Origin of the sequence: Sphingomonas kyeonggiensis (assembly GCF_014196745.1) — a bacterium.
In the GTDB taxonomy this organism is placed as follows: domain Bacteria; phylum Pseudomonadota; class Alphaproteobacteria; order Sphingomonadales; family Sphingomonadaceae; genus Sphingomonas; species Sphingomonas kyeonggiensis.
In genome coordinates this window covers 710,319-733,069 of sequence record NZ_JACIEH010000002.1, presented here as the reverse complement: position 1 = coordinate 733,069, position 22,751 = coordinate 710,319, and the positions used below count along the sequence as shown (strand labels likewise).

Here is a 22,751-nt window from a genome sequence, read left to right as displayed (position 1 = left end):
ATCATGCCGCGCGGCGGCGTTCCTGGAGGACGCGGCCGTCGAGCATCGAGACGATGCGGCCGGCATAGTCGGCGTGCGCGGGCGAGTGGGTGACCATCACGATCGTCGAACCCTCGGCGTTGAGCGTCTGCAGCATGTGCATCACCTCCTCGCCATGCTGGGTGTCGAGATTGCCGGTAGGCTCGTCGGCGAGGATCAGCTTCGGAGAGGCGACGAGCGCGCGGGCGACCGCGACGCGCTGCTGCTGGCCACCCGAGAGCTGACTGGGCCGGTGGCGGGCACGGTGCGCGATCCCGGTGCGGTCCATCACTTCGTCGACGCGGCGCTTGCGCTCCGCGGCGGGGACATTGTGGTAGAGCAAAGCGAGTTCGACATTGTCGCGGACGCTCAGCTCGTCGACCAGATTGAAGCTCTGGAAGATGAAGCCGATATTCTCCTTGCGGACATCGGCGAGCCTGCTCTCGCTGAGCCCGGCGACTTCCTGGCCGTTGAACATGTACGATCCCGAGGACGGGCTATCGAGCATGCCGATCATGTTGAGCAGGGTCGACTTGCCGCAGCCGGACGGGCCCATGATCGCGACGAATTCGCCCTGGGCGATTTCGAGGTCGATCGCGTCGAGCGCCGTCGTCTGCACAGTGTCGGTGCGGTAGACCTTGGAGAGTTCGCGCATATGCAGCATCGGATTCCCTTTCTTTTCGGTCACTTGGTCAGGTCCAGGCGCGTCTTGTCGGTGAGGCCGGTATAGGGCGAGGTGATCACCTTCTCGCCGGGCTCGAGCCCTTCGAGCACCTCGACGAAATCGGTGTTGCGGCGGCCGAGGCGAACGGTGCGCTTCTCGGCGCTGCCGCCGCCCGGGGCGACGACGAACACCCAGGCGCCGCCGGTGTCGTTGTAGAAGGCGCCGTTCGGGATCAGCAGCGCGGGCGCCGGATCGCCGAGGGTGAGGCGCGCCTGCATGGTCTGGCCGCGCTGGAGCTGGGGCGGCTCGGCGCCGGCGAACTGCAGGTCGACCTGGAACTGGCCGTTCTGCACCTGCGGATAGATCTTGGTGACCTTGGCCGCGTAGCGCTTGCCGCCCCAGTCGAGCGCGGCCTGCTGGCCCAGCTGGACGCGGCCGAGGTAGAATTCGTCGACGCCGGCGATCAGCTTGTTGCGGCCCGGGCTGTCGATCTGGCCGACGCGCTCGCCGCGGGAGAGCGACTGGCCGACCTGGACCGAGAAGCCGGAGAGCTGGCCGGCGACCGGCGCGCGCAGCTGGAGCGCGTCGAGATTGGCGCGGGCGATGGCGAGGCCGGACTGCATCGACCTGGCAGCCTGTTGCTGCTGGGTGAGCTGGCTGCCCTGAAGGCGCGCATCGGTGCTCTGGCTGCGCTTGAGCGCGGCGAGGTTGCGCTGGCTGAGCTCGTAATCCGCCTGGGTGTCGGCGAACTGCTTGCCCGAGACGAAGCCGCGATCGGCGAGCGGCTTCTCGCGCTCATACTGGCGGCGGGCCTTCTCATAAGTGGTCTGGGCGGCGAGCACGGCGCGCTCGTTGGAGAGCTGGGTCTGGGCGAGCGACAGCTCCTGGCTGCGCATGTTGTTGATCTGCTGCTCGACCTCGGTCTGGCGGGCGAGGGTGGAGAGCTGGAGCTCGGCGTTCGACAGCAGCGCGATCGGCTGGCCGGCGGCGACGGTGGCGCCGTCCTCGACCAGCATCTTCTCCACCCGGCCGCCCTCGACCGCATCGATATAGACGGTGAGCAGCGGCGTGACGCGGGCGCGCAGCGGCATGAAATCGTCGAACGTGCCCTTGGTGACGGTGGAGACGGTCACCCGGTCCATGGTCACGGTCTGGCTGGCGCCGGTGGGGGCGAACCACCAGAAGCCGAATGCAGCCAGCAGCGCCGCGGCGACGCCGAGCGCGATCTTCACGCGCAGCGACAGGCTGCGCTTCTCGACGACCAGGTCCATCCCGCTGCCCGAGACGGCGCCTGCCCCCCTGTCCTTCTGCATCCGTAGCACTGTCATGCCCCCTATCCTCGCAATTGCCGTGCCAGCCGCGCTTCCTCGGGCGGCGTGGCGCTGGCGGCGCGGCAAGTGTTCGATTTCGGACAGAGGCGTCCGGAATCGAACGCCACCCGTAACGATATGATGCCGAGCCGAAGCACGGCCTGGCTGCCGGCAGCGTCCATCCGCAGGTCGAAACCGACAGGCCCGCGGGGCAGGCACAGGAGGAGAAGCGCCGCCGCGACGACCGCTCCCTTCCGAACCAGGCTCCCCCGAAGCTGCACGATTTCCTCCTCCGGCACCCGCGCCGTTCATCGGAGTGTCAGCATGAGCCGTGCCAATTGCGGCTTCAGGGGGGACCAGGGCTTGGCACGCAATTTGATTGTCCGGTTCCGCACAGTGCATGTACGGGAGTGGCCATTATGGGGGATCCGGAATTCGATTTCTGCGTCGTGATCGACGACGACGACGACATCCTGATGGCCTCGCGGCTGCTGCTGCGACGGCTGTTCAAGGATGTGGAGGCGGTGCGCAGCCCCGAAGAGGCGCTGCCGCTGATCCAGGCGCGCGCGCCCGACGCGGTGCTGCTCGACGCCAATTTCGCGCGCGGGGCGACCAATGCGGCGGAGGGCCTGGCCTGGCTCGACAAGCTGCTCGGCATCGATCCCGAGATGGTGGTCGTGATGATCACCGCGCATGGCGGGGTGCAGGTGGCGGTCTCGGCGATGAAGCGCGGGGCGACCGACTTCGTCTCCAAGCCCTGGTCGAACGAGAAACTGCTGGCGACGGTGCGCACCGCCGCCTCGCTGCGCCGCTCGCGCCGGGCGGTTTCAGGGGGCACCGGCGCAGTCCCTGCCCCGGCGATCCAGGCCGGGTCCTCTCCCCTGCTCGGCAACTCGCCGGTGATGGCGCGGGTGCACTCGCTGATCAGCCGCGCGGCGCCGACCGATGCGAACGTGCTGGTGCTCGGCGAAAACGGCACGGGCAAGGAACTGGTCGCACGCGAGCTGCACCGCCAGTCGCTGCGGGCGAACCAGGTGATGCTGACCGTCGACCTGGGTGCGGTGAGCGAGGAGCTGATCGATTCGGAACTCTTCGGCCATGTGAAGGGCGCCTTCACCGATGCGCGTACGGACCGGGTCGGCCGCATCCAGGCTGCGGACGGGGGAACCCTGTTCCTCGACGAAATCGGCAATCTGCCGCTGCGGTTGCAGCCCAAATTGCTCACCGTGCTCGAGCAGCGCCAGGTGACTCCGGTGGGCGCCAACAAGCCGGTGCCGGTCAACATCCGGGTGATCGCCGCGACCAACCTGCCCCCCGAGAAGCTGCGCGACGAGAGCCATTTCCGCCAGGACCTGCTGTTCCGCCTCAACACGGTGGAGATCGACCTTCCCCCCTTGAGGGACCGCCGCGAGGATGTGCCGCAGCTGATCGAGCATTATCTGGAGCATTACGCCAAGCGCTATGGCCGGCCGGTGCCGAGCCTGAGCCCTGCCGCGCGGATGGCGCTGCTCGACCATGACTGGCCGGGCAATGTCCGTGCGCTGCGCCATGCGCTGGAACGCGCGGTGATCCTGGCGCGCGACGCGGCGCTGGAGCCCGAGGACTTCGCGCTGGTCCAGGCGATGCCCCGCATCGTGCCCGTCGCCGCGGTGGCGCCGCCCCAGCCCCGGCAGAGCGACGACCTCAACCTCGAGCGGGTCGAGCGCCGGCTGGTCGAGGAGGCGTTGAAGAAGCACGGCTACAACATCTCGCTCGCCGCCAGCGAACTCGGCCTGTCGCGCGCCGCGCTCTATCGCCGGATGGAGAAGCATGGGCTTTGACCGGCGCTTCACGCAGGGCCTGATCGCCTGGGTGGTCGCGCTGGCGATCGCGCTGACCGGCGCGGTGCTGGCGTCCTTCTCCCCGGGACTTGGCGCCGCGCGGATCGTCGCGCTGCTGCTCGTCGCCGGCGCGATCTGGGGCCTGTGGCAGCACGTCTCGCGCACCAATGCGGTGATCGCGCGCTTCGTCGAGGCTTTGCACTTCGGCGATAGTGCCGCGCGCTTCGGTGGATCGAGCGGCGGCGGGTTCGAGGCGCTGGGCACCGCGCTCGACGGCGCGATGGACCGGATGCGCGAGCGCCAGGCCAAGGCCGCCTCCGAGGCGCGCTTCCTCGAGGCGCTGGTCGACGACATGCCGGTCGCGCTGCTCACCATCGACGGCGAAGGCCATGTCGAGCCGGCCAACAAGGCGGCGCGGCGGCTGTTCCGTGGCGTCGGCGGCACCCGGGCCGAGGACTATGCCGTCTATGGCGCGACGCTGGCCAAGAGGCTGGCGGGCGGCGACGCGGCCGAGGAAATCCTGCTGCTGGCGATCGAGGGACGCACCCAGCGCGTGCTGGTCCGCTCGGGCACGCTGGAGCGGCTCGGGCGCAGCATCCGCGCGGTGACGGTGCAGCCGATCCAGGGCACGCTCGACGCCGTCGAGATGGCCGCGCAGACCGACCTGGTGCGCGTGCTGACCCATGAGATCCTCAACTCGCTGACCCCGGTGACGTCGCTGGCGGCGACGGCAGCGGACCTGCTCGACGATCCCGAGCTGGCGGGCAATCCGCGGATCGGCGACGCCCGGGCGGCGGTCTCCACCCTTGCCCGGCGCGCGCATGGGCTGGGGCATTTCATCGAGGCCTATCGCGCGGTGGCGCACACGCCCGAGATCAAGCGCCAGGCCTTTGCCGCCCAGCCCTGGGCCGAGGAGCTGGGCCGCATCTTCGCCACCCGCCAGCCCGACGTGCCGCTGGCGATCGACGTGGTGCCGGCGCGGCTGGCGATCGACGCCGATCCCGACCTGCTCGCCCAGGTGCTGATCAACCTGCTGCAGAACGCCGCCCAGGCCATGGCCGGGCAGGAACGCCCGCCGGCGCTGGCGCTACGGCTGTTCGAGGATCACGAAGCGCTGGTGATCGAAGTGGAGGACAATGGCCCCGGCGTGCCCGAGGGGCTGCGCCAGGACGTGTTCCTGCCCTTCTTCACCACCCGCGCGACGGGCACCGGCGTCGGACTGAACCTCGCCCGGCAGATCGTGGTGGCGCATGGCGGCACGATCACAATCTCGGACGCGCCCGAAGGCGGAGCACTCTTCCGGATCCTGCTCTAGGACCAGCTGCCGGCGGCCAGGCTCGTCGGACTTCGGTTTGACAGGGCAGTAATTTCCACCGATTTGGCAGTATACGAACGATTATCCAAAAACACACCACCAGAACGCGAAGTTCATCATTCGGATACTTGCACATTAAGTCATCATTCTGGTTCATTTTGGACTATTTGCCGACATAACTACTTTTGCACTCCACGCCCGATAGGGCATGTTCACTCCACGAATCGCAGTAATGACGTAGTGACCAGCGGATGATGTCCGATCGGGCGGATGGCGTTCGACCTAGGGTCCTTACGGCCAGATGGGGGAACGACATGACGATCAGGATCAGCCGCGCGGACTATCTGCGGTCGCACCCCAAGGCATCCGCATGGGCCGAGCTCGCGGACGCGACCAACGCGCAGATGCGGATCACGCCGGGTCCGATCGAGCTGGAGGAAGGCAGCTTCAAGGGCAAGCGCGCGCTCATCCTCGGCGCCGGCGTCGGCGGGCTGACCACGGCCTATGAGCTGCTGTTCCACAAAACCGGCATGGAAGTCACGATCCTCGAGGCGCAGAGCCGCACCGGCGGGCGGTGTCTCTCGCTGCGCACCGGCGACACGCTGACCGAGGACAAGGACGATGCGCTGTTCGGGTCGGAGCCAGGCGAGACCCAGGTCGTCCGCTTCGAATGGCCGGTCGGCGATTCCGAGCCCTATCTGAACGCAGGCCCCGGCCGTATCCCTTCGGCGCACAAGCGGCTGCTCAACTATCTTCGCGAATTCGGGGTCGCGGTCGAAGTCTATGTGATGAATTCGATGTCGAACCTCGTCCACATGGACACGGGGCCGCTCAAGGGTAAGCCTCAGATCTATCGGCAGATCGACCACAATCTGCGCGGCTGGATCGCGCAACTGGTGCACGAGCATGCGGCCGAACTGATCAAAACGCCCAGCGTGGCGATCCCCAAGAACCAGCAAGAGGCGCTGGCCGAGAAGCTCAAGTCGCTGATGGTGAGCTTCGGCGAGCTGGATGATGAAGGCCGCTATGCGCCCACCGCCGGGAATGCGGGCTTCGAGAATGCGATCTCGCGCGCCGGGTTCGACGTGCTGCCCGGCGTGGCGGTGGGCGAGATTGCCGAGGCGATCAAGCTCCAGGACCTGCTCGCGTCGGAATATTGGGCGCAGACCCGGTTCTATCAGCCGGTCGACTTTCTCTGGCAGCAGACGATCTTCCAGCCGGTCGGCGGCATGGACCAGGTCCAGCGTGCCTTTGCCCGCCAGATTGCGACGCTGGGCGGGACGGTCCATCTCAACAGCCCGGTGACCTCGATCGACTGGGATCCGAAGAAGCGCGAGTTCGTCGTGCAGGTCGCCAAGATCGGCAGCAAGGAGACGACCGAGTATCGCGCCGACTATTGCTTCTCGAACATCGCGATGCCGTTCCTCGAGAAGCTGCTGTCCAAGGGATTGCAGGGCGGCGGCGACAAGGAAGGCTTCGCGCTCCCGTTCAAGAAGGGGCTCAAGGCAGTCTATGCCGCGCAAGCCCGGCCGCGCATCACCGCCGAGGGCAAGTATCAGGACAAGTTCCTGGCCGTGACGACCAAGGTCGGCTGGCAGGGCGACCGCACGCTGTGGCAGGGCAAGCTCATCACCCATGACCATGAGGACGACCTCAAGCTCAACACGCTGGTCGCGCCCGACAGCGAGGAGGGCGTCGTGCCGATCTTCGGCGGGATCAGCTGGACCTCGCATCCCATCGTCCAGATCTGGTATCCCTCCAATGGCTATCACGACCGCAAGGGCGTGCTGACCGGCGCGTATAATTTCAGCCAGACCGCCTATGAGTGGGGCAACAAGCCGGTAGGCCAGCGGCTCGACCTGGCGCGCGAGGGCGCGCGGCAATTCGGCAAGCGCTTCGGCAACGGGCTGCACGACGGGCTCGCGATCGCTTGGCAGAACATGCCCTATATCAAGGGCGGCTGGGCCTATTGGCAGTCGGTCGGCAAGGATGCCGTGAAGCACTTCAACATCCTGAGCCAGGGCACCGGCGTCCATGATGCAAAGGGCAAGCTGTCCGATCCGGTGTTCTTCGTGATCGGCGACCAGCTGTCCTCGCTGCCGGGCTGGCAGGAGGGCGCGATCGCCGCGGCGCTCAACGCCCTGACCCGCATGGCCCGGCCGGACCTCGAGATTCCGTATCTCGACAAGCTGCCGGACACCAGGCTGCTGGTCGAAGGCGTCTAGGCGCGAAGCAATTCCGACCGGAACAGCAAGGGGAGGCAGTGATGGCATTCAGTCGAGCAACGCTCATGGCCCTGAAGGACGGCGGCCGTGTCCTTCAGGCGGCCAAGCGGGGGGAGAAGCTTCTCGGTCCGCTCGCCCTGTTGCCGGGCGTCTGGCGGAACGAGGACGGGCTCGAGGGCCATGGCTGGAACATGATCGCCCTGCCCTTCGAGACGCGCCCGGGCTCGACGCTCGATTATCGCCTGCTGCTCAACCAGTATAACGAGACGCTCGTCTTCGACCTGGTCGACAAGGGCGTGCCCAATCGCGGGCTGACCGCGGGGATTCAGGCCGACCAGTCGCTGATGGCGATGGATTACGAGCAGGTCACCGACCAGATCGCGACGGCCGATTTCCCCCAGAGCACGGTGCTGGGGCCGACCAGCCCGCCGGGGAACACGATCCATCACGAGCCCGGCCTGTGGCTCAACATGCTCGACCAGATCACCGACGGGTACGACATCGCGCGGCTGGGCAGCGTTCCGCACGGCGATGCCCTGCTCGCGCTCGGCCGCAGCGTTCCGGTCACGCCCGGCGCGCCGGTCATCCCCGATGTCAGCGGCCTGCCGCTGAAGGTGAAGCAGGACCTCGATAGCCCCTACCTCGCCCCCTACAAGCATTTCCACGAGAACCTGTTCGAAGGCGTGTTCGATCCAGTCCACCCGGCCGAGCTGCTCAAGCGGGCCAATGAAGGGGTCGACATCCTGCGCACGACGACGCTCTCGGTCGATACCGAGGCGGAGACCGGGGGGATCCACAACATCCCCTTCGTCGTGAAGCAGGCCAACGCCTCTTCGATGCGCTCGACCTTCTGGATCCAGGAGCTCGCGGAGACCGACAGCCAGGGCAGGCCGAAGCTGCGCCTGCAATATCTCCAGATCGTGATGCTCGATTTCGATCCGCGGACGAGCGGCCTGCCCGGCCGGATCATCTGGCCGCACATCTCGATCAATACGATGCGCAAGGTCGAGAGCGCCCCCGACGACAAGATCGAACTGTTCGCGAGCATGTGAGCGCCGGCGGCGTGCAAGGATCGGGGCGTGTCGCGATCCATCGTGACACGCTCCATCCACTCCGCCCCGACCAGAAGGGCGGCAGCGGTGCGCGAAGCCCGGCTATTTGCCGGGCGCAGGCTCGAGCTGGCAGTCGCCGACGCGCTGGCCCTTGATGGACCAGCGCAGCACGTCCGGCCGGGTGAGATAGGACTTGTCCGGGAAAACCGGTTCCTGGACGTCGTGGAAATCGATCACGAGCTTGTCGCGTCCATAGCGGCCGGTGACCGTCAAGCTGCTCTTGGCAGGAACCGTCGCACTGCTGGCCGATCCACCACCACCCCCGCCCCCGCTCCGCGACGCGAGCGAGCCAACGCCCTGGTGCGTCTCGACTTCCACTGGCTGCATCGATCCGCCACGGCAGGATTGCGAACCGCGGAGCCGGCCATCGCCGAGCCGGATGGTGAGCGGCGAGCAGGTCGTCGTGGCCGACGATGCGGTGCGCCCCTCCCCCACCAGTATCCGCATCAGCGGCTCGACATCCGCGTCACCGAGGCAGAATTTCCAGGTCCTGTCTCTGCCCACCGGCGACGTGTCACCAAGATGGCCCGAACGATAGGCGCGGGAGAGGCTGATGTTCCACTCCCCGCCCCGCAGGCGCCGCTCGTCCCGCTTGCCGGTGACCACCAGCGCACCGTCGCTGTCCTGTGGTTTCTCCTGCTGTCGGGCATAAGCAGCAAGCGCGACGGTGCCGAACGCGAAGCAGGCGAGCGTTCCAAGCATATGGAACCGTGAGAAATTCATGCGCGCCTCCTCCCATTCAGCGAAAGGAAACGTATAAGTTATAACCTGACTTGTACAAATATTTCGGCGCCGGGGCGGTCCGACTATCGCGATGCGGGGAAGGCCGGCGCCTCGGGCGGTACCGACGCCCCGCGCCAGCGCTCGACCACGCCGACCGCGATCTTGCCGTCGGGACGCTGCACCCGCTGGATCAGCACCGCGGCCTGCTGGCTGGTACTGCCGATGGTCACCCGGGTGCGCACCCAGAAGGTGCCGGAGCGGAAACCGGTGCCCCAGGGCTGCGACAGGTTCTGGTCGCTCAGGTCCTTGAGCGTGAGCTTGCCGTTGCGCTGGCGGATCTCGACGAGGCGCTGCGCGACGAGCGGATCGCGGAACAGAACCCGCAGCATCTCGGGGTCGGCGGCATTGAGGTTGATCGTGGTGGTGCCGGGCAGCGCCGTCACCAGCCGCTCCATTCGCGCCGCCGCCTCGGGCTCGAAGCCGGCCAGTCGGATCGGGCGGACATCGGTGAGCGGGCCATAGAGGCGGACATAGGTGACCGCCTTGATCGCATCGTCGTTCGACAGGCCGACTTCCTTGGCGATCGTCTGGAACAGCACGATCGCGCCGGCATCGCCCGCGCGCAGGCTGTTGAGGTTGAACCGGCCTTCGGCATCGGCGATGGCGAGATCGAAGGTGCCGCCCTCGATCGGCGCACCCTTCTCCGACAATTTGGCCCAGGGCTCGGTGAGATTGTCCTCGTTGGGCGCGGTGACCATGTCGCGGCGGAGCGCGACCACCGCCGACAATTCGCCGCCGCGGACCACCGACAGCGCACGCGCCGCCTCGCGCGTCCGCAGGGCCCGATCGAGCGCCAATTCTTCGCGATTGATTAGCAATAGCACAAGTCCGGACGCGATCGCGACGAACATCAGCACGTTGACGAGGATCATCCCCGCTTCGTCTTCGCGGCGGCTCATTGCTTGGGATACTCCGCCTGGTCGGGCAGCGTGACGACGCGGCGCAGCGCCCCCGGCGTGCCGCCCGGGCCGACCGCCTGCAGGTCGACCGCGATGGCGCGGGGCCATTTGTCCTTGTCCTCGTCTCGGGCCGGCCAGCGATCGAGCCAGGCGCTGCCGTCGAAGAAGCGCCAGCGGACATTGGCGACGCCGCCGACCACGGTCTGCACCATCGCGCCCGATCCGCGGACCAGGTTCCCGTTGGCCACCGAATATTGCAGCGGCACCGCCGGTCCGCCAAAGCCGGGCGCGGCGCGGGTGAAGTTCAATTTCTCGCCGCCGCCCGAGACCTGGCCGAACGAGATCTGGTCGATGTCGCTCGACACGACGAACATCGCGCGCTGGAGATCGGCGAGGCGGTCCATGCGCTTCTCGGTGCGCCCCTGCACCTTGATGATGCCGTCGACCAGCGCGAGCCCCGCCACCGCGATCAGCGCGAACAGGCCCATCGAGATCATCAGCTCGATCAGGGTGAAGCCGGTTTCGCCGGCTTCGGAGCGCGGTTTCACGAGCCCGAGCTCGATGCCACCGGAGTATAGCCGGTGGGACCGGCGACCAGGATGGCGAAATCGCGGGCGACCGAGCCGTCGGTGCGGAAGCGGACGGGGCCGGTGACGCCGTGGAAGCCCTTGGCGTCCATCAGCCCCTCCATGCCGAGCCGGTTGTCGGCGCGCAGCGTGTTGGCGATGCCGGCGGCATCATAGGCGAGCGCGGCGATCGTGCCGGGATCGCCGCCGTTGCGCGCCTGGAAGGCGCTGGCGAAGGTGCCGAAGGCGTTGGGATCGGGGCTGGCGAGCCAGGCGCCGTCGAGCGCGGCCAGCGCCTGTGGGCGACTGTCCAGCGCCTGGAAGGTGCCGAGCAGCTGGACGCCGGTCTCCTTGAGCGCGCGGGCGGCGGCGAGGACGGTCTCCCCGGCGCCGGGGAGCAGCACCGCGTCGGGCGCCTCGCCCGGGCTGGGCAGGGGCTGGCCGGGCTTCACCTGGAGGATGTTGACGGTGATGCCGATCTCGCTCTCGCTCTTGCCGGCGGCGATCGTGGCGGCGGCGCTCCAGGGCGAGCCGTCATCGATCATCGTGACGGTCTTCACGCCGCGGGTGCGGGCATAGCGCAGGATCGCGGTAGTCACCTGGCCGGCGGTGATCCCGAAGATCCAGGTGCCGGGCGCGCGCAGCACGCTGTCGTTGCTGAACGCGATGACGGGGACGCGGCCGGCGACGGTGCTGGAGACGGCGGGAACCTCCTCGGCGCTGAGCGGGCCGAGGATGAGCGCGGGCTTGATCTTGAACGCCTGGGCCGCGGCGGCGGCGGCGCCGGCGGCGGTACCGCCGGTGTCGAAGCTCTGGACGAAGGCGCTGTTTTCCGCGAGCAACGCCGCCTGCCGCATGCTAAGCCCCAGCCGCGCTCGCGGGCCCGTGAGCGGCAGCAGCAGGGCGATCGGGCGCTTGTCCTTCTTCTTGTCGGCTGCGAACACGACAGAGGGAAGCACGACCGATGCCGCTGACGCGACCAGGCCTGATTGCAGTGACTTCAGCAGGGTCCGTCGATCCATTGCCGACTCTCGAAGGGGGTAGCGGGGCACGGCGGTCTATTATCCTCTTCGCCCTGATCGGCATAGCGGCATATCTGCTCGCCCTGCTGGTGACGATGCCGGCGAGCGTGATCTTCAAGAACACCAGCTGGCGCACCGGCGTGGCGGGAACGGTGTGGAACGGCGAAGTCGGCATCGCCGGCGGCGCGACCTTCGCATGGCACATGGCGCCTTTGCGCTCGCTGACCAGCCTGGCCTTTGCCGCGGACTGGAAGGCGACGGGGCCGGACACCGATCTGGGCGGACAGATGGTCCAGCATCTCGGCGGGCGGACGGTGCTCGACCATGTCAGCGGATCGGCGGATGCGAACCTGCTCAAGGCGCTGCAGCCGAACCTGCCCTTCACCTGCAACCTGACGATGCAGATCGAGATGCAGCGGATCGCTTCGGGGGGCGGCGCGCGGATGGCGGACGGCAAGGTGACCACCGATCCGGGCAGCTGCCGGGCGAAGACCGGCGCGCCGGTGGCGGTCCCCGCCCTGCTGATCACCGCCGAGCATGTCGGCGACCGCACGACGTTCCGCGTGGCGCCCTCGGCCCAGCGGCTCAAGACGCTGATGACCGCGGTGCTGCGCGAGGACGGGGCGCTGGACATCTCGATGACGCCGGAGGGCGCGGCGGTGCTGCCGTTCGTCGGGCTGCCCGGCGGGGCGACGGTGCAGGGGCAGATGTAGTTTCAAATCCTCCCCGAGCTTGTCTCGGGGAGGGGGACCGGCCGCAGGCCGGTGGAGGGGCGGCGGACGCAGTCCGCCGTCTTCGACGGCGGCCCCTCCACCACTCGCTTTGCGAGCGGTCCCCCTCCCCCAGCAAGCTGGGGGAGGATTTATTGGCTTACAGCCCCACCAGATTGTTCAGATTGATGATCGGCAGCAGGATCGCCAGCACCATCATCAGCACCAGCCCGCCCATCACCAGCAGCACCAGCGGCTCGACCAGCGCGACCAGGGTACCGACCAGCGCGTCGAGCTCGCGCTGCAGCTCGTCCGAGGCGCGGCCGAGCGCGGGGGCCAGGCGGCCCGAGCTCTCGCCCGAGGCGACGATCGCCACCAGCATCGAGGGGAAGACCCCCGCCTCGCTCATCGCGGCGCGCAGGCTGATGCCTTCCCGCACCCGCGTCGCGACGCCGAGCGCCTTTTCGCGGACCCAGCGATTGGGGGTGACGGCGGCGGCAGCGTGAAGCGCATCGACCAGCGGCACCGCGCTGCCCACCAGCGTGGCGAGGCTGCCGGCGAAGCGGGCGGCGCTGAGCTGGCGGCTGAAGCGGCGGAACGGGCGACGCTCGGAAAAGAAACGATCGATGCGGAGGCGATTGGCCGGCACGCGTGCCCAGCGGCCGAAGACCAGGCCGATCACCGCGATGCCGAGCATCAGGTACAACCCGAAATTCTGGAGGAACCAGCTCACCGCGATCAGCAGGCGAGTGAGGAACGGCAGGTCGGCGCCGCGCGAGACGAACACCTTCACGATGTCCGGCACGATATAGACGAGCAGCAGCGCCATCATGCCAATCGACACCAAGGCGAGCAGCGCGGGGTACATCAGGGCGAGCTGGAGCTTCTGGCCGTTCGCCTGCCGGTTCTCGACGAACTCGGCGAGATGCTCGAGCACGCTCGGCAGCTTGCCCGACGCCTCGCCCGCCGCGACCGAGGCGCGGTAGAATTCGGGGAAGGCCTTGGGGTGCTGGGACAGCGCGGCGGCGAAACTGCGGCCATCGAGGATCGCGGAGCGGACGTCGAGCAGGAGCGAGCTGGTCGCCGCCTGTTCGGACTGGGTGGCGACGAGGCGCAGCGATTCCTCGATCGCGATGTCCGATCCGACCAGCGTGGCGATCTGGCGGGTGACGGTGGCGAGCGCCTTGGACGAGATCGTGCCACGACGGAATTTGGGAAGCTGGATGCTGCCGAGGCTGGCGCCCTTCTCGGCGGCGACTTCGACCGATAGCGGCAGCAGCGCCTGCTCGCGCAGCAGCGCGCGGGCGGCAGCGGGGCTGGAGGCCTCGATGATGCCCTTCCTGGCGGCCCCGGCCTTGTCGGCGGCGCGGTAGGCATAGGCGGGCATCCTAAAATCCTCCCCGAGCTTGTCTCGGGGAGGGGGACCGCCGCGAAGCGGTGGTGGAGGGGCGGCGGTGGAACACCGCCGTCTGCGACGGCGGCCCCTCCACCACTCGCTGCGCGAGCGGTCCCCCTCCCCCAGCAAGCTGGGGGAGGATTTGGGTTGGCTCAGCCCTCATCGCGGACCACCCGCGCCACTTCCTCGACCGTCGTCACCCCGGCCTTCACCTTGGCGATGCCGTCGTCGAGCAGGCTGGGGTTTTCCTTGCGGGCATGGACTTCGAGCTCGGCCTCGGACGCACCGTCGTGGATCAGCTTCTGGAACTTGTCGTCCACCGCGACGACTTCATAGAGGCCGGCGCGGCCGCGATAGCCTTCGCCGTGGCATTCCGCGCAGCCTACCGCCCGCCAGACCTTCTTGCCCGGCTTGATCGCCCCGCCGAGCAGGAGCGAATCCGCCTCGGTCGCGTCGTCCTGCTTCGCGCAGTTCCGGCAGAGCTTGCGGACCAGGCGCTGGGCGCAGAGGCCGACCACCATCGGGGCGAGCAGATAGCGCTCGACGCCCATGTCGATCAGGCGCGTCACCGAGCCGACCGCGCTGTTGGTGTGGAGCGTCGAGAGCACGAAATGGCCGGTCATAGACGAGCGGACGGCGACCTGGGCGGTTTCCTGGTCGCGGATCTCACCGACCATGATCACGTCGGGATCCTGGCGGAGGATCGCGCGCAGGCCCCTCGCGAACGTCATGTCGGTGCGCGGATTGACCTGGGTCTGGCCGATGCCGGCCAGCTCGTACTCGATCGGATCCTCGACCGTCATGATGTTGCGCTTGCGGTCGTTGAGCTTGTTGAGCGCGGCGTAGAGCGTAGTCGTCTTGCCCGAACCGGTCGGGCCGGTGACCAGCAGCATGCCGTGCGGGCGCTCGAGCAGGCGGGTGAAGACGTTACGGTCGCGCTCGCTCATCCCGAGCACTTCCATGTCGAGACGGAGCGAGCCCTTCTCCAGCAGACGCATCACGACGCGCTCGCCATGCTGGGTCGGGATGGTCGAGACGCGGGCGTCGACGTCGTGGCCGCCGATGCGGAGGGTGACGCGGCCGTCCTGCGGGATCCGGCGCTCGGCGATATCGAGCTTGGCCATCACCTTGATGCGGCTGACGAGGAGCGGCGCGAGCGCGCGCGGCGGCTCGATCATGTCGCGCAGCACGCCGTCGATGCGGAAGCGGACGACCAGGCGCTTTTCCTGCGTCTCGATGTGCACGTCCGACGCGCCTTCGCGCACCGCCTCGAGCAGCAGCGCATTGATCAGGCGGATGACCGGCGCGTCGTCGCGCGTGTCGAGCAGGTCGTCGACGCTCGCGGCACTGTCGGCGAGGGCGGCCAGGTCCATGTCGCCCAGGTCGATGTCCGCGGCGGCACCGGCACCCGAATAGGCGGCGCTGAGCGCGGCCTCGAACTGGTCGTCGGGCACGGTGACGAAGCGCGCGGCGGGGGCGAGGCGCTGGACTTCGAGCAGGCCGTCGAGCGCGGCGCCAGCCTTGTGGACGCATTCGACGCCGGCATCGGTGACGCGCAGCAGCACGCCGTTGCGGCGCGCGAAGCCATAGGGCAGCGCGGTGGGCGCATCGTCGGTGAGGATCAGCATCTCGTTCATCCGCCGAAATCCACGGTGGCGCCCACATGGCCGGGCGCGGCGGCCTTCTGGAGATCGACGCGCTTGATCCGCAGGCTGGAGGTTGCGGACAGGTCGGCGAGCCACGCCATGACGCTGTCATAGCTGCCGTCCGCGATCGTCGCGCGGGCGCCACCGGGGATCGCGGAGACGGTGGCGGTGAGGCCGAAGCCCGGCGCCGAGCCGGTGATCACGTCGTTGGGCGAGCCCTGGCGGCGCTGGGGCTGGCCGGCGCTCAGCGTGCCCGCGGCACGAATGCGCGCGGTGAGCGTCTCATAGGTGCGGATGTCCTGCAGCGCGGCGGCGCGGGCGGACTGAAGCGGTTTTACGATGCCGAAGATCAGCACCAGCGCGGCAAGGAACAGGGCGAGGCCGCCGAGCATCACCTGCTCGCGGCGGCTGCGGCCGCTCCACCAGCTATCGAAGCGGATCAGCGCGGCGTCGAGCGCCGGCATGCGGGCGAGAATCAGTCTCATGCGGCACTCGCCGTAATACGGATCGCGCCTTCGGGCGAGCGCACGACCTGCGCCCCCACCCCGGCGCCCTTCAGGGCGGCTTCGATCTGGCCGGGCAGGCCCGCGTCGCTCGAAGCATCGAGATCGAGGGTGAGCAGCCGGCCCTCGAAGGTCATCGCGCGGACCGCGATCGAGCCGGAAAGCGGCCCGAGCGCACCCGAGACGCGGTTGACCAGCGGCAGGAAGACCTGCGGCACCTGCCCTCCCCCGCCGCTCGGCAGCATGCCGGCGATCGAATTGGCAAGATCGTCGCCCAGCGCCACGCCGGGCGCCGCGAGCGCGGCGGTCGCGCGGGTCTCCGCCTCGCGCCGATCCGCGATATTGCGTAGCATTATCACATCGCCGAGCCCGATCACGACATGTGCGGCGACGCCGAACGCGGCGACCCAGGCGAACTTGCGCCACAGGCCGGAACCGCCGGTCTTGCGGACGGCATAGGCACCCTGGCGGAGGTTGAGCGTGGCGATCGCGGCACCGGCGGCGGGGCCCACCGCAGCGGGATCGAGCGTTGCCGATCCCTTCTGCATGTCGTCGGGCAGCGTCTCGCCATAGCTGGTGACCGCGGGGCGCCCGGCGGCTTCCCAGGCGGGGCGCAGCAGCGCGGCGGGCACCTCGAAACCGGTCCCCTCGGCATCGCGGACAGCGGCACGGCCGGCGGACTGCGACACCGCCCAGCCCTCGGCAGGGCGCGGCATGGTCAGCACATCGGGGACCATCGCGGCGTTGCCGATCCCGGCTTCCTCCGCCTGGGCGACCCAGCGGGCCATCACCTCGTGCCGGACCACGCCGACCAGATAGCGGTTCGGCGCGACCTGCTCGCCGAGCGCGAGATGCACCGAATCGACCGGCTCGGCGATTCGATCCTCGATCGCGAAGGGCAAGGCCGCGACCCGCTTGGCGTGGCTGGGGAGCGGCAGGTCGACCGCGAGCAGGCGCACCTGGTCGGTCGGGACGAGAATGGTTGCGGGCCAGTCGCGCACGGTTATGATCAGGCGATCCCCCGTCAGCGTCCAGACGCCCGCGGCGGGCGGTTCATAAGGGTCGGGCGCACCCGGGGCGTTTGGGCTCATTGTCACATTTGCTTCATGGGCAGGACGCATGGGGCGGGGATGCGCATAGTTTTGAAACAGTTCCATGACATCGCACCTCAGGTGCATAACCGCAAGCACGCCGTGCCCGAGGGCGAGGCCGGTCTGACCCTCATCGAAATGATGATCGTGCTGGTGATCATCGCGATCGTCGCGGGCCTTGTCGCGATGAACGTGATGGGCCGTCCGGACGAGGCGAAGGCCACCGCAACCAAGAGCAACATCGCCGCCATTTCCGGCGCGCTCAAGATGTACCGGCTCGACAATGGCGACTATCCCACCACCGAGCAGGGACTGAAGGCGCTGGTCGAGAAGACCACGACGCCGCCATTGCCGGCAACCTTCCCGCAGGGCGGCTATCTCTCCGCCCCCGCGCTCGATGCCTGGGGCAAGCCTTACGAATATACCTCGCAAGGTGGCAGCTTCACGATCCGCTCGCTCGGCAAGGACGGCAAGGTGGGCGGCGAAGGCGTGGACGCCGATATCGACGGCAAGGGCTGATCCGCATGCGGGGGGCCGACATCGCGATGCGTCGTCGCCCCTCGGAGGACGGCATGACGCTGATCGAGATGATGATCGTGCTGGTCATCATCGGCGTGATGGCGGGCGCCGTGGCGCTGGGCATGGGATCGGTGACGCGCGCGCCGAGCGTGGAGACCGAGGCGCGGCGCCTCGCGACCCGGCTCCAGGCGGCGGCAGACGATGCGATGCTCGGCGACCGGACGATCGCCTTCACCGTGCAGAAGAACGGATATGGCTTCGCGACGATCGGCAGCGACGGCAAGGCGGTGGCGCGTACCGACGATGCGCTCGGCTTCCACAAGCTGCCCGGCGGCATGGTGATGACGCTGAGCGTCAAGCCGCCGGTGGTGCTGGGCGTCGACGGCGCGGGCAAGCCGATGCAGGCGGTGATCGAGAGCGGCCCGCGGCGCTGGACGGTCGTCTATGACGGGATGACCGTGCGGGCGTTTCCGGTGGGAGCGCTGAAGCTGTGACGGATCGTGGCCGGGATGACGGATTTTCCCTGATCGAAGCGCTCGTCGCGCTCGCCGTCCTCGCCATCGCGACGGTCGGACTGATGCGCACCGTCGAATCGCATATCGATTCGACCCGGGCGATGGAGCGCCGCACCACTGCCATGTGGGTCGCCGAGAACCGGATGGCCGAGTTGCAGGCCAATGCGCCGGGCAGCGACCAGGTCGAGATGATGGGCCAGCAATGGCGCATCGCGGTGGAGAAGAGGCGGACCGACGATCCCGAGATCGAGCGTGTCCGCATCCAGGTGTTCCCCGGCGCCGAGAAGAGCGCGCTTGCATCGCTCGACGGCTTCGTGGACGGACGGAAGCTGTAATGACCGCGCTCACCCTCACGCCGCGCCAGGCGCGCATCGGGCTCAACCTGTTCACCGGCGCGGTCGTCGTCTCGGTGGCGGTGGCGCTCGCCGGACTCACCTGGCGGATCGCCGGCCATGCCGGCACCGGCGCGATCACCGTCCCGTCGGGCACCAGCGGCCCGGCGGTGGCGCCCGATATCGGCGCGGCGGTGGCGCTGGCGCCGTTCGGCAAGTCCTCGGTCTCCGAAGCGGGCCAGGCGACCGCGCTTCCCCTGGAGCTGAAGGGCGTGATCGCCGCCAGCCCGGCCGAGCTCTCCAGTGCGTTCATCTCGGTGAGCGGCCAGCCGGCCAAGGCGTACAAGGTCGGCGACAACCTCAACGGCGCGACGATCCAGGCGATCCTGCGCGACCGGGTGATCCTGGCCAATGGCGGCCGCAACGAGTTCCTCGCCTTCCCCGACCCGACCCTGACGCCCGAGCAGCGCCAGGCCGCGGCTTCGGGCCAGCCCGTCGCCGCGCCGGCCAATCCGGTGACCGCGCCGGTGGGAGCACCGCCCTCGCGCACGCCGGGCGCCCCGCCCGCCCCTCCGCCGGCACCGCCCCAGGCGAGCATGGCCGGCATCCTCCAGCGCTTCGACGCGTCGCCCGTGCAGGGCGGCTACCGCATCGGCGAGAACGGCCCGCCCGGCATGGTGGCGGGCGACGTGATCCAGTCGGTCAACGGCACCTCGCTGTCCGACCCCGCTGCCGCCCAGGGCGCCCTTGCGGCGGCCCAGTCGAGCGGCTCCGCCCAGATCCAGGTCCTGCGCGACGGGAAGCGGCTGACGCTTACCGTGCCGCTCCGTTAGAAAGTGCTCCCGTGAAGATTCGCTCCGCCATCGCCGCACTCGCGCTCGCCGGGATCGCCCTGGACACGGTTGCCATCGCCCAGACGGCGCCCGCTCCTGCGCCGCAGGATGCCGGCACCGGCGATGTGGTGGTGAACATGCGCGGCATCGAAATCTCCGACGTCGCCGACCAGATCTCGCGCATCACCGGGCGCACGCTGATCCTCGATCCGGCGGTGAAGGGCGTGGTGACTGTCACCTCGTCGAGCCCGCTGTCGCCCTCGGGCGTGTGGGAGCTGTTCCAGTCGGTCCTCCGGGCAAACGGCTTCGCGGCGGTGCGCTCGGGCCGGGCCTGGCGGATCGTGCCGGCGGCCAATGCGGTGCGCGACGGCGGCATCCCGAGCCGCGGCGTATCCGGCCAGGAGCTGGTGACCCGTATGGTCCGCCTGCAGAACGTGCCCGCCGCCGATGTCGCCCGCGTGGTGCGCCCGCTGGTCGCCACCTTCGGCAGCGTCGAGCCGCTGAGCACGCCCAACGCCGTGGTCATCACCGACTATGCCGACAATGTCCGCCGGGTGGAGGCGATCGCCCGCCAGCTCGACGGCGGCAGCGGCGCGACCTTCATCACCTTCTCGCTGAAGAACGGCAATGCGACCGACGTGGCGCAGTCGCTCCAGGCGGTGCTGGGCGAAGGCACGCGGGTGGCTGCCGACGGGCGCAGCAACACGGTGATCGTGCGCGGCACCCCCGCCTCGGTCGCCGAGGCGCGCAAGATGCTGGTCTCGCTCGACCAGCCGGGCGGCGCGACGCCGATCACCCGCATGTTCCGCCTCAACTATGCCGATGCCGAGACGGTGACCGACGTGCTGCGCGGCGTGCTCGGCCAGGGCGAGAGCGCCGACAATCCGGTGGCGCGCAGCCTGGGCAGCGGCAGCTCCAATCCCTTCGCCCGGCTGAGCCAGGGCAACCAGAACCTCTCGGCCCTGCCCAACAGCGCCGCCTCGACCAGCGGCGGGATCGGCAGCGCGATGCAGAGCGCACAGACCACCGGCACGACGATGCAGAACGTGCAGACGCCGACGCCCAGGGGCTTCTCGACGCCCGAACTGAACGTGCAGCCGGCGCCGGAGCTGAACGCCGTGGTGGTGCGCGGCACCGCTGCCGCCATCACCGCGATCGAGCCGCTGATCACCGATCTCGACGTGCGCCGCCCCCAGGTCCTGATCGAGGCCGCCATCGCCGAGATCACCGGCGACGATGCCGAGCAGCTGGGCGTGCAGCTGGGCACCAGCGGCGCCGTGCTCGACCGGGTGAAGGGCGGCGGCACTTCGTTCGACGCCGCCGGGCCGTCGCTCGGCACGATCCTCACCGCGCTGGGCGTGCCGGCGGGCAAGGTGCTCGGCACCGGGCTCAGCGCCAATGTCACGATCGGCGACGATTTCTCGATCCTGGTGCAGGCGCTGGGCAGCTCGACCCGGGCCAACCTGCTCTCCACCCCGCAGATCACCGTGCTCGACAATGTCGCGGGCGAGTTCGTCTCGGGCCAGAACGTGCCGTTCCTGACCGGCTCGATCCTGACCGACAGCTCGACGGTGAACCCGTACACGACGATCGAGCGCAAGGACGTGGGCATCACCCTGCGCGTGCTGCCGCGGGTCAATGCCGGCGACACGATCCGGCTGCAGGTCAACCAGGAGGCCTCGTCGATCGCCGCCGCGCAGACCGCCGCGGCATCGGACCTGGTCACCAATCGCCGCGCGATCACCACCACGGTGTTGGCGGACAACGGCCAGACGATCGTGCTCGGCGGCCTGACCGCGGACGATTACATCGACACCCGCCAGCAGGTGCCGATCCTGGGCGACATCCCGATCGTCGGCGAGCTGTTCAAGAGCCGGCGCGAGCAGCACCAGAAGCGCACGCTGTTCATCTTCCTCAAGCCGACGATCCTGCGCGACGGCGCCGATGCCGCCGCCGCGGCGAAGGACCGCTACAACCGGCTCCGGGCGGACGAGATCGCCAACGCCAAGCGCGGCAGCCTCCTCCTCGCCCCGCCGACGCCGCGCCTGACGGTGGAGATCGACGGGATCTACTGAGGGGAACCATGGCCGAGGTGGAGCTGCGTTGGAACGCGAAGACCTGACGCTGCCCTATCCGCGCACGGACGGCGTCTAGTCACCACTCCCGGCGGAGCTCCGCTGATGCAGCGGGTTGTGGGCATCCTTCATGCTGTGCGACCCTCTCGGGATGCCAACCGAAGACGAGGATTTCCCCACTGGCCGTGACAGCCACTGGCGCCTGCTACCCCACTGGGTGAAGGCGGTAACGGTGCTGATAGGGTTGCCGGCCTGGCTGGTGTGCGTGGCCGGCATGCTTCGCGGCGATTTCGGCAGCAGCTATCTGATGACTGCGTTCGCCGTGTTCGGATGCGTGGCTTTGCTCCAGATAGTCTGCACGCTCCGGGCTGCTCTGCGGATGGAATATTAGCCAGGCCCCAACCATCGGATCGCCAAGCCGGGCATCGGCCGCAGTCCCTGCGCGACAGTCATCGACCGCGCGCAGGGAGATGCGGGCCGAAGACGCCTCAGGAAGCGGCCTTCTTCATCCAGTATCCCGCATAGCCGCTATTGCCGCCGCCCACCCTGCCCCGCAGCGTAATGACCTCCGAAAAGCCGGCGCCTGCCAGAGCGCGCCGAAGTTCGGCGTCGTCCGCCCGGGCGTCACCGGGAACGATCCCGGCGGAAGGAAGCGGCGCACTGGTCTTCATCGCAAGCTCGCACACGCTCGCCGAGCAGGTCACCCGCGCCTGCCCGGTGGCACCGCCGCGATGCGCGAGATCGGTGAGGATGGCACCGAATGCCCTGGCAGCATGCCGCGCGTCCTCCCCGCCCTTCGCCCGGGCGATGCCATGGAGCTTGCGCACCAGCGCGACGGCGCCCTCCCGCTCGAGCAGCTGCCCGGCATGCTCGGGGGAATTGGGCAGTTCGGGCCGACGGTCCAGGGTGGCGAGCATGTCGTCGATCAGCGGATCGTGAAGGGACATCGTGCTTTCGGCGGACTCCACCGCATTGCCCTGAACGAGCACGCCGCCAACACCGGTAATCGTCAGTAGAAACAGAGCCAGCATCGCAAGACCTTTCGCATATCGACTTGCCTTCTCGGATGACGAGGAGGTGGCGATATCGGAAGGGAGGGCCGCCGGTGGCGCCAGATCGATTTTTTCGGGGTCGCTGCTTTCGACGAACAGGCGGGCAAGCTCCCGGCTGCTCGCCGCGCCGGTCTTGCGGCGCGCGTTCCGCAATCTTTCGTTGATGGAGACGACCGTCCAGCCGGTCTCGCTGGCAATGCTCTTCACGGTGTGGCCGCGCGCCAGCAGCTCGAGAATGCGGCGCTCCATTTCCGAGAGATTGGCGGAAATGCGCGGGCTGGCGGATTCGGTTTGGAGCCGTTGTTCCATGTGCGTTTCTTCGCCGCATTCCGCGGGGCGCGCACG

22 protein-coding genes are annotated in these 22,751 nt (G+C 68.7%); 11 read left to right on the top strand and 11 right to left on the bottom strand.

The genetic code is table 11. The features are described 5' to 3' along the window. Position 1 precedes the first annotated feature (1 nt). Both GGR46_RS12455 and GGR46_RS12450 read right to left on the bottom strand, forming a co-directional pair. Positions 2 to 682, bottom strand: coding sequence for an ABC transporter ATP-binding protein (locus tag GGR46_RS12455; protein WP_183998125.1), 681 nt, complete (start codon positions 680 to 682; stop codon positions 2 to 4). 20 nt (positions 683 to 702) lie between these two features. Beyond that, complete coding sequence (locus GGR46_RS12450) at positions 703 to 2,010, bottom strand: efflux RND transporter periplasmic adaptor subunit (protein ID WP_246426053.1); 1,308 nt, start codon at positions 2,008 to 2,010, stop codon at positions 703 to 705. Between the two features lie 401 nt (positions 2,011 to 2,411). Here GGR46_RS12450 and GGR46_RS12445 point away from each other — a divergent pair, with 401 nt between their 5' ends. From GGR46_RS12445 to GGR46_RS12430, 4 genes are all read left to right on the top strand, one after another. Beyond that, positions 2,412 to 3,812: a sigma-54-dependent transcriptional regulator gene (locus GGR46_RS12445; RefSeq protein WP_183998123.1), complete on the top strand. Its 1,401-nt coding sequence runs from the start codon at positions 2,412 to 2,414 to the stop codon at positions 3,810 to 3,812. Then, positions 3,802 to 5,127, top strand: a complete 1,326-nt coding sequence (locus GGR46_RS12440) for a sensor histidine kinase (RefSeq protein WP_183998121.1) — start codon at positions 3,802 to 3,804, stop codon at positions 5,125 to 5,127. Before GGR46_RS12445 ends, GGR46_RS12440 begins: the two co-directional genes overlap by 11 nt. A 314-nt stretch (positions 5,128 to 5,441) precedes the next feature. Further along, on the top strand, positions 5,442 to 7,352 hold the full coding sequence (locus GGR46_RS12435) for a flavin monoamine oxidase family protein (protein ID WP_183998119.1): 1,911 nt from the start codon (positions 5,442 to 5,444) through the stop codon (positions 7,350 to 7,352). 41 nt (positions 7,353 to 7,393) lie between these two features. Further along, a complete protein-coding gene (locus tag GGR46_RS12430) occupies positions 7,394 to 8,404 on the top strand; it encodes a heme-binding protein (RefSeq protein WP_221262712.1) in 1,011 nt (336 codons plus the stop codon). Between the two features lie 102 nt (positions 8,405 to 8,506). On the opposite strand, the gene GGR46_RS12425 is transcribed toward GGR46_RS12430, so the two are convergent. From GGR46_RS12425 to GGR46_RS12410, 4 genes are all read right to left on the bottom strand, one after another. Further along, positions 8,507 to 9,187, bottom strand: coding sequence for a hypothetical protein (locus tag GGR46_RS12425; protein WP_183998117.1), 681 nt, complete (start codon positions 9,185 to 9,187; stop codon positions 8,507 to 8,509). 83 nt (positions 9,188 to 9,270) lie between these two features. Then, positions 9,271 to 10,146, bottom strand: coding sequence for a type II secretion system minor pseudopilin (locus GGR46_RS12420; protein WP_183998115.1), 876 nt, complete (start codon positions 10,144 to 10,146; stop codon positions 9,271 to 9,273). Beyond that, on the bottom strand, positions 10,143 to 10,694 hold the full coding sequence (locus GGR46_RS12415) for a type II secretion system protein GspJ (RefSeq protein ID WP_183998113.1): 552 nt from the start codon (positions 10,692 to 10,694) through the stop codon (positions 10,143 to 10,145). The genes GGR46_RS12420 and GGR46_RS12415 overlap by 4 nt, the downstream gene beginning before the upstream one ends. Next, complete coding sequence (locus GGR46_RS12410) at positions 10,691 to 11,656, bottom strand: ABC transporter substrate-binding protein (RefSeq protein ID WP_343058136.1); 966 nt, start codon at positions 11,654 to 11,656, stop codon at positions 10,691 to 10,693. The genes GGR46_RS12415 and GGR46_RS12410 overlap by 4 nt, the downstream gene beginning before the upstream one ends. 77 nt (positions 11,657 to 11,733) lie before the next feature. Between GGR46_RS12410 and gspN the strand changes: the two genes are divergently transcribed. Further along, complete coding sequence (gspN, locus tag GGR46_RS12405; protein ID WP_246426052.1) at positions 11,734 to 12,447, top strand: type II secretion system protein N; 714 nt, start codon at positions 11,734 to 11,736, stop codon at positions 12,445 to 12,447. A gap of 157 nt (positions 12,448 to 12,604) precedes the next feature. Here gspN and GGR46_RS12400 read toward each other — a convergent pair whose 3' ends face one another. From GGR46_RS12400 to gspL, 4 genes are all read right to left on the bottom strand, one after another. Then, positions 12,605 to 13,831, bottom strand: coding sequence for a type II secretion system F family protein (locus GGR46_RS12400; protein ID WP_183998109.1), 1,227 nt, complete (start codon positions 13,829 to 13,831; stop codon positions 12,605 to 12,607). Between the two features lie 161 nt (positions 13,832 to 13,992). Next, positions 13,993 to 15,477 (bottom strand): type II secretion system ATPase GspE, encoded by a 1,485-nt coding sequence (gene gspE / locus GGR46_RS12395; protein WP_246426051.1) that lies wholly within the window; start codon positions 15,475 to 15,477, stop codon positions 13,993 to 13,995. Further along, the gene (gene gspM / locus GGR46_RS12390; protein ID WP_183998107.1) at positions 15,474 to 15,971 is read right to left on the bottom strand and encodes a type II secretion system protein GspM; all 498 of its coding nucleotides are present in this window, start codon (positions 15,969 to 15,971) and stop codon (positions 15,474 to 15,476) included. Before gspM ends, gspE begins: the two co-directional genes overlap by 4 nt. Beyond that, positions 15,968 to 17,080: a type II secretion system protein GspL gene (gene gspL, locus GGR46_RS12385; protein WP_183998106.1), complete on the bottom strand. Its 1,113-nt coding sequence runs from the start codon at positions 17,078 to 17,080 to the stop codon at positions 15,968 to 15,970. The genes gspM and gspL overlap by 4 nt, the downstream gene beginning before the upstream one ends. A gap of 51 nt (positions 17,081 to 17,131) precedes the next feature. Between gspL and gspG the strand changes: the two genes are divergently transcribed. The 6 genes from gspG to GGR46_RS12355 all read left to right on the top strand — a co-directional run bounded on the left by gspG (position 17,132) and on the right by GGR46_RS12355 (position 21,745). After that, a complete protein-coding gene (gene gspG / locus GGR46_RS12380) occupies positions 17,132 to 17,599 on the top strand; it encodes a type II secretion system major pseudopilin GspG (RefSeq protein WP_281396592.1) in 468 nt (155 codons plus the stop codon). Between the two features lie 5 nt (positions 17,600 to 17,604). Continuing rightward, complete coding sequence (locus GGR46_RS12375; protein ID WP_246426050.1) at positions 17,605 to 18,093, top strand: prepilin-type N-terminal cleavage/methylation domain-containing protein; 489 nt, start codon at positions 17,605 to 17,607, stop codon at positions 18,091 to 18,093. After that, complete coding sequence (gspI, locus tag GGR46_RS12370; RefSeq protein WP_183998101.1) at positions 18,090 to 18,449, top strand: type II secretion system minor pseudopilin GspI; 360 nt, start codon at positions 18,090 to 18,092, stop codon at positions 18,447 to 18,449. The genes GGR46_RS12375 and gspI overlap by 4 nt, the downstream gene beginning before the upstream one ends. Further along, the gene (locus GGR46_RS12365; protein WP_183998100.1) at positions 18,449 to 19,279 is read left to right on the top strand and encodes a type II secretion system protein N; all 831 of its coding nucleotides are present in this window, start codon (positions 18,449 to 18,451) and stop codon (positions 19,277 to 19,279) included. Before gspI ends, GGR46_RS12365 begins: the two co-directional genes overlap by 1 nt. A gap of 11 nt (positions 19,280 to 19,290) precedes the next feature. Then, positions 19,291 to 21,354, top strand: a complete 2,064-nt coding sequence (gene gspD, locus GGR46_RS12360) for a type II secretion system secretin GspD (RefSeq protein WP_183998098.1) — start codon at positions 19,291 to 19,293, stop codon at positions 21,352 to 21,354. A 151-nt stretch (positions 21,355 to 21,505) separates the two neighbouring features. After that, a complete protein-coding gene (locus GGR46_RS12355) occupies positions 21,506 to 21,745 on the top strand; it encodes a hypothetical protein (RefSeq protein WP_183998096.1) in 240 nt (79 codons plus the stop codon). 97 nt (positions 21,746 to 21,842) lie between these two features. Here the strand turns inward: GGR46_RS12355 and GGR46_RS12350 are convergent, their stop codons facing one another. After that, positions 21,843 to 22,715: a helix-turn-helix domain-containing protein gene (locus tag GGR46_RS12350; RefSeq protein ID WP_183998094.1), complete on the bottom strand. Its 873-nt coding sequence runs from the start codon at positions 22,713 to 22,715 to the stop codon at positions 21,843 to 21,845. Positions 22,716 to 22,751: the final 36 nt, after the last annotated feature.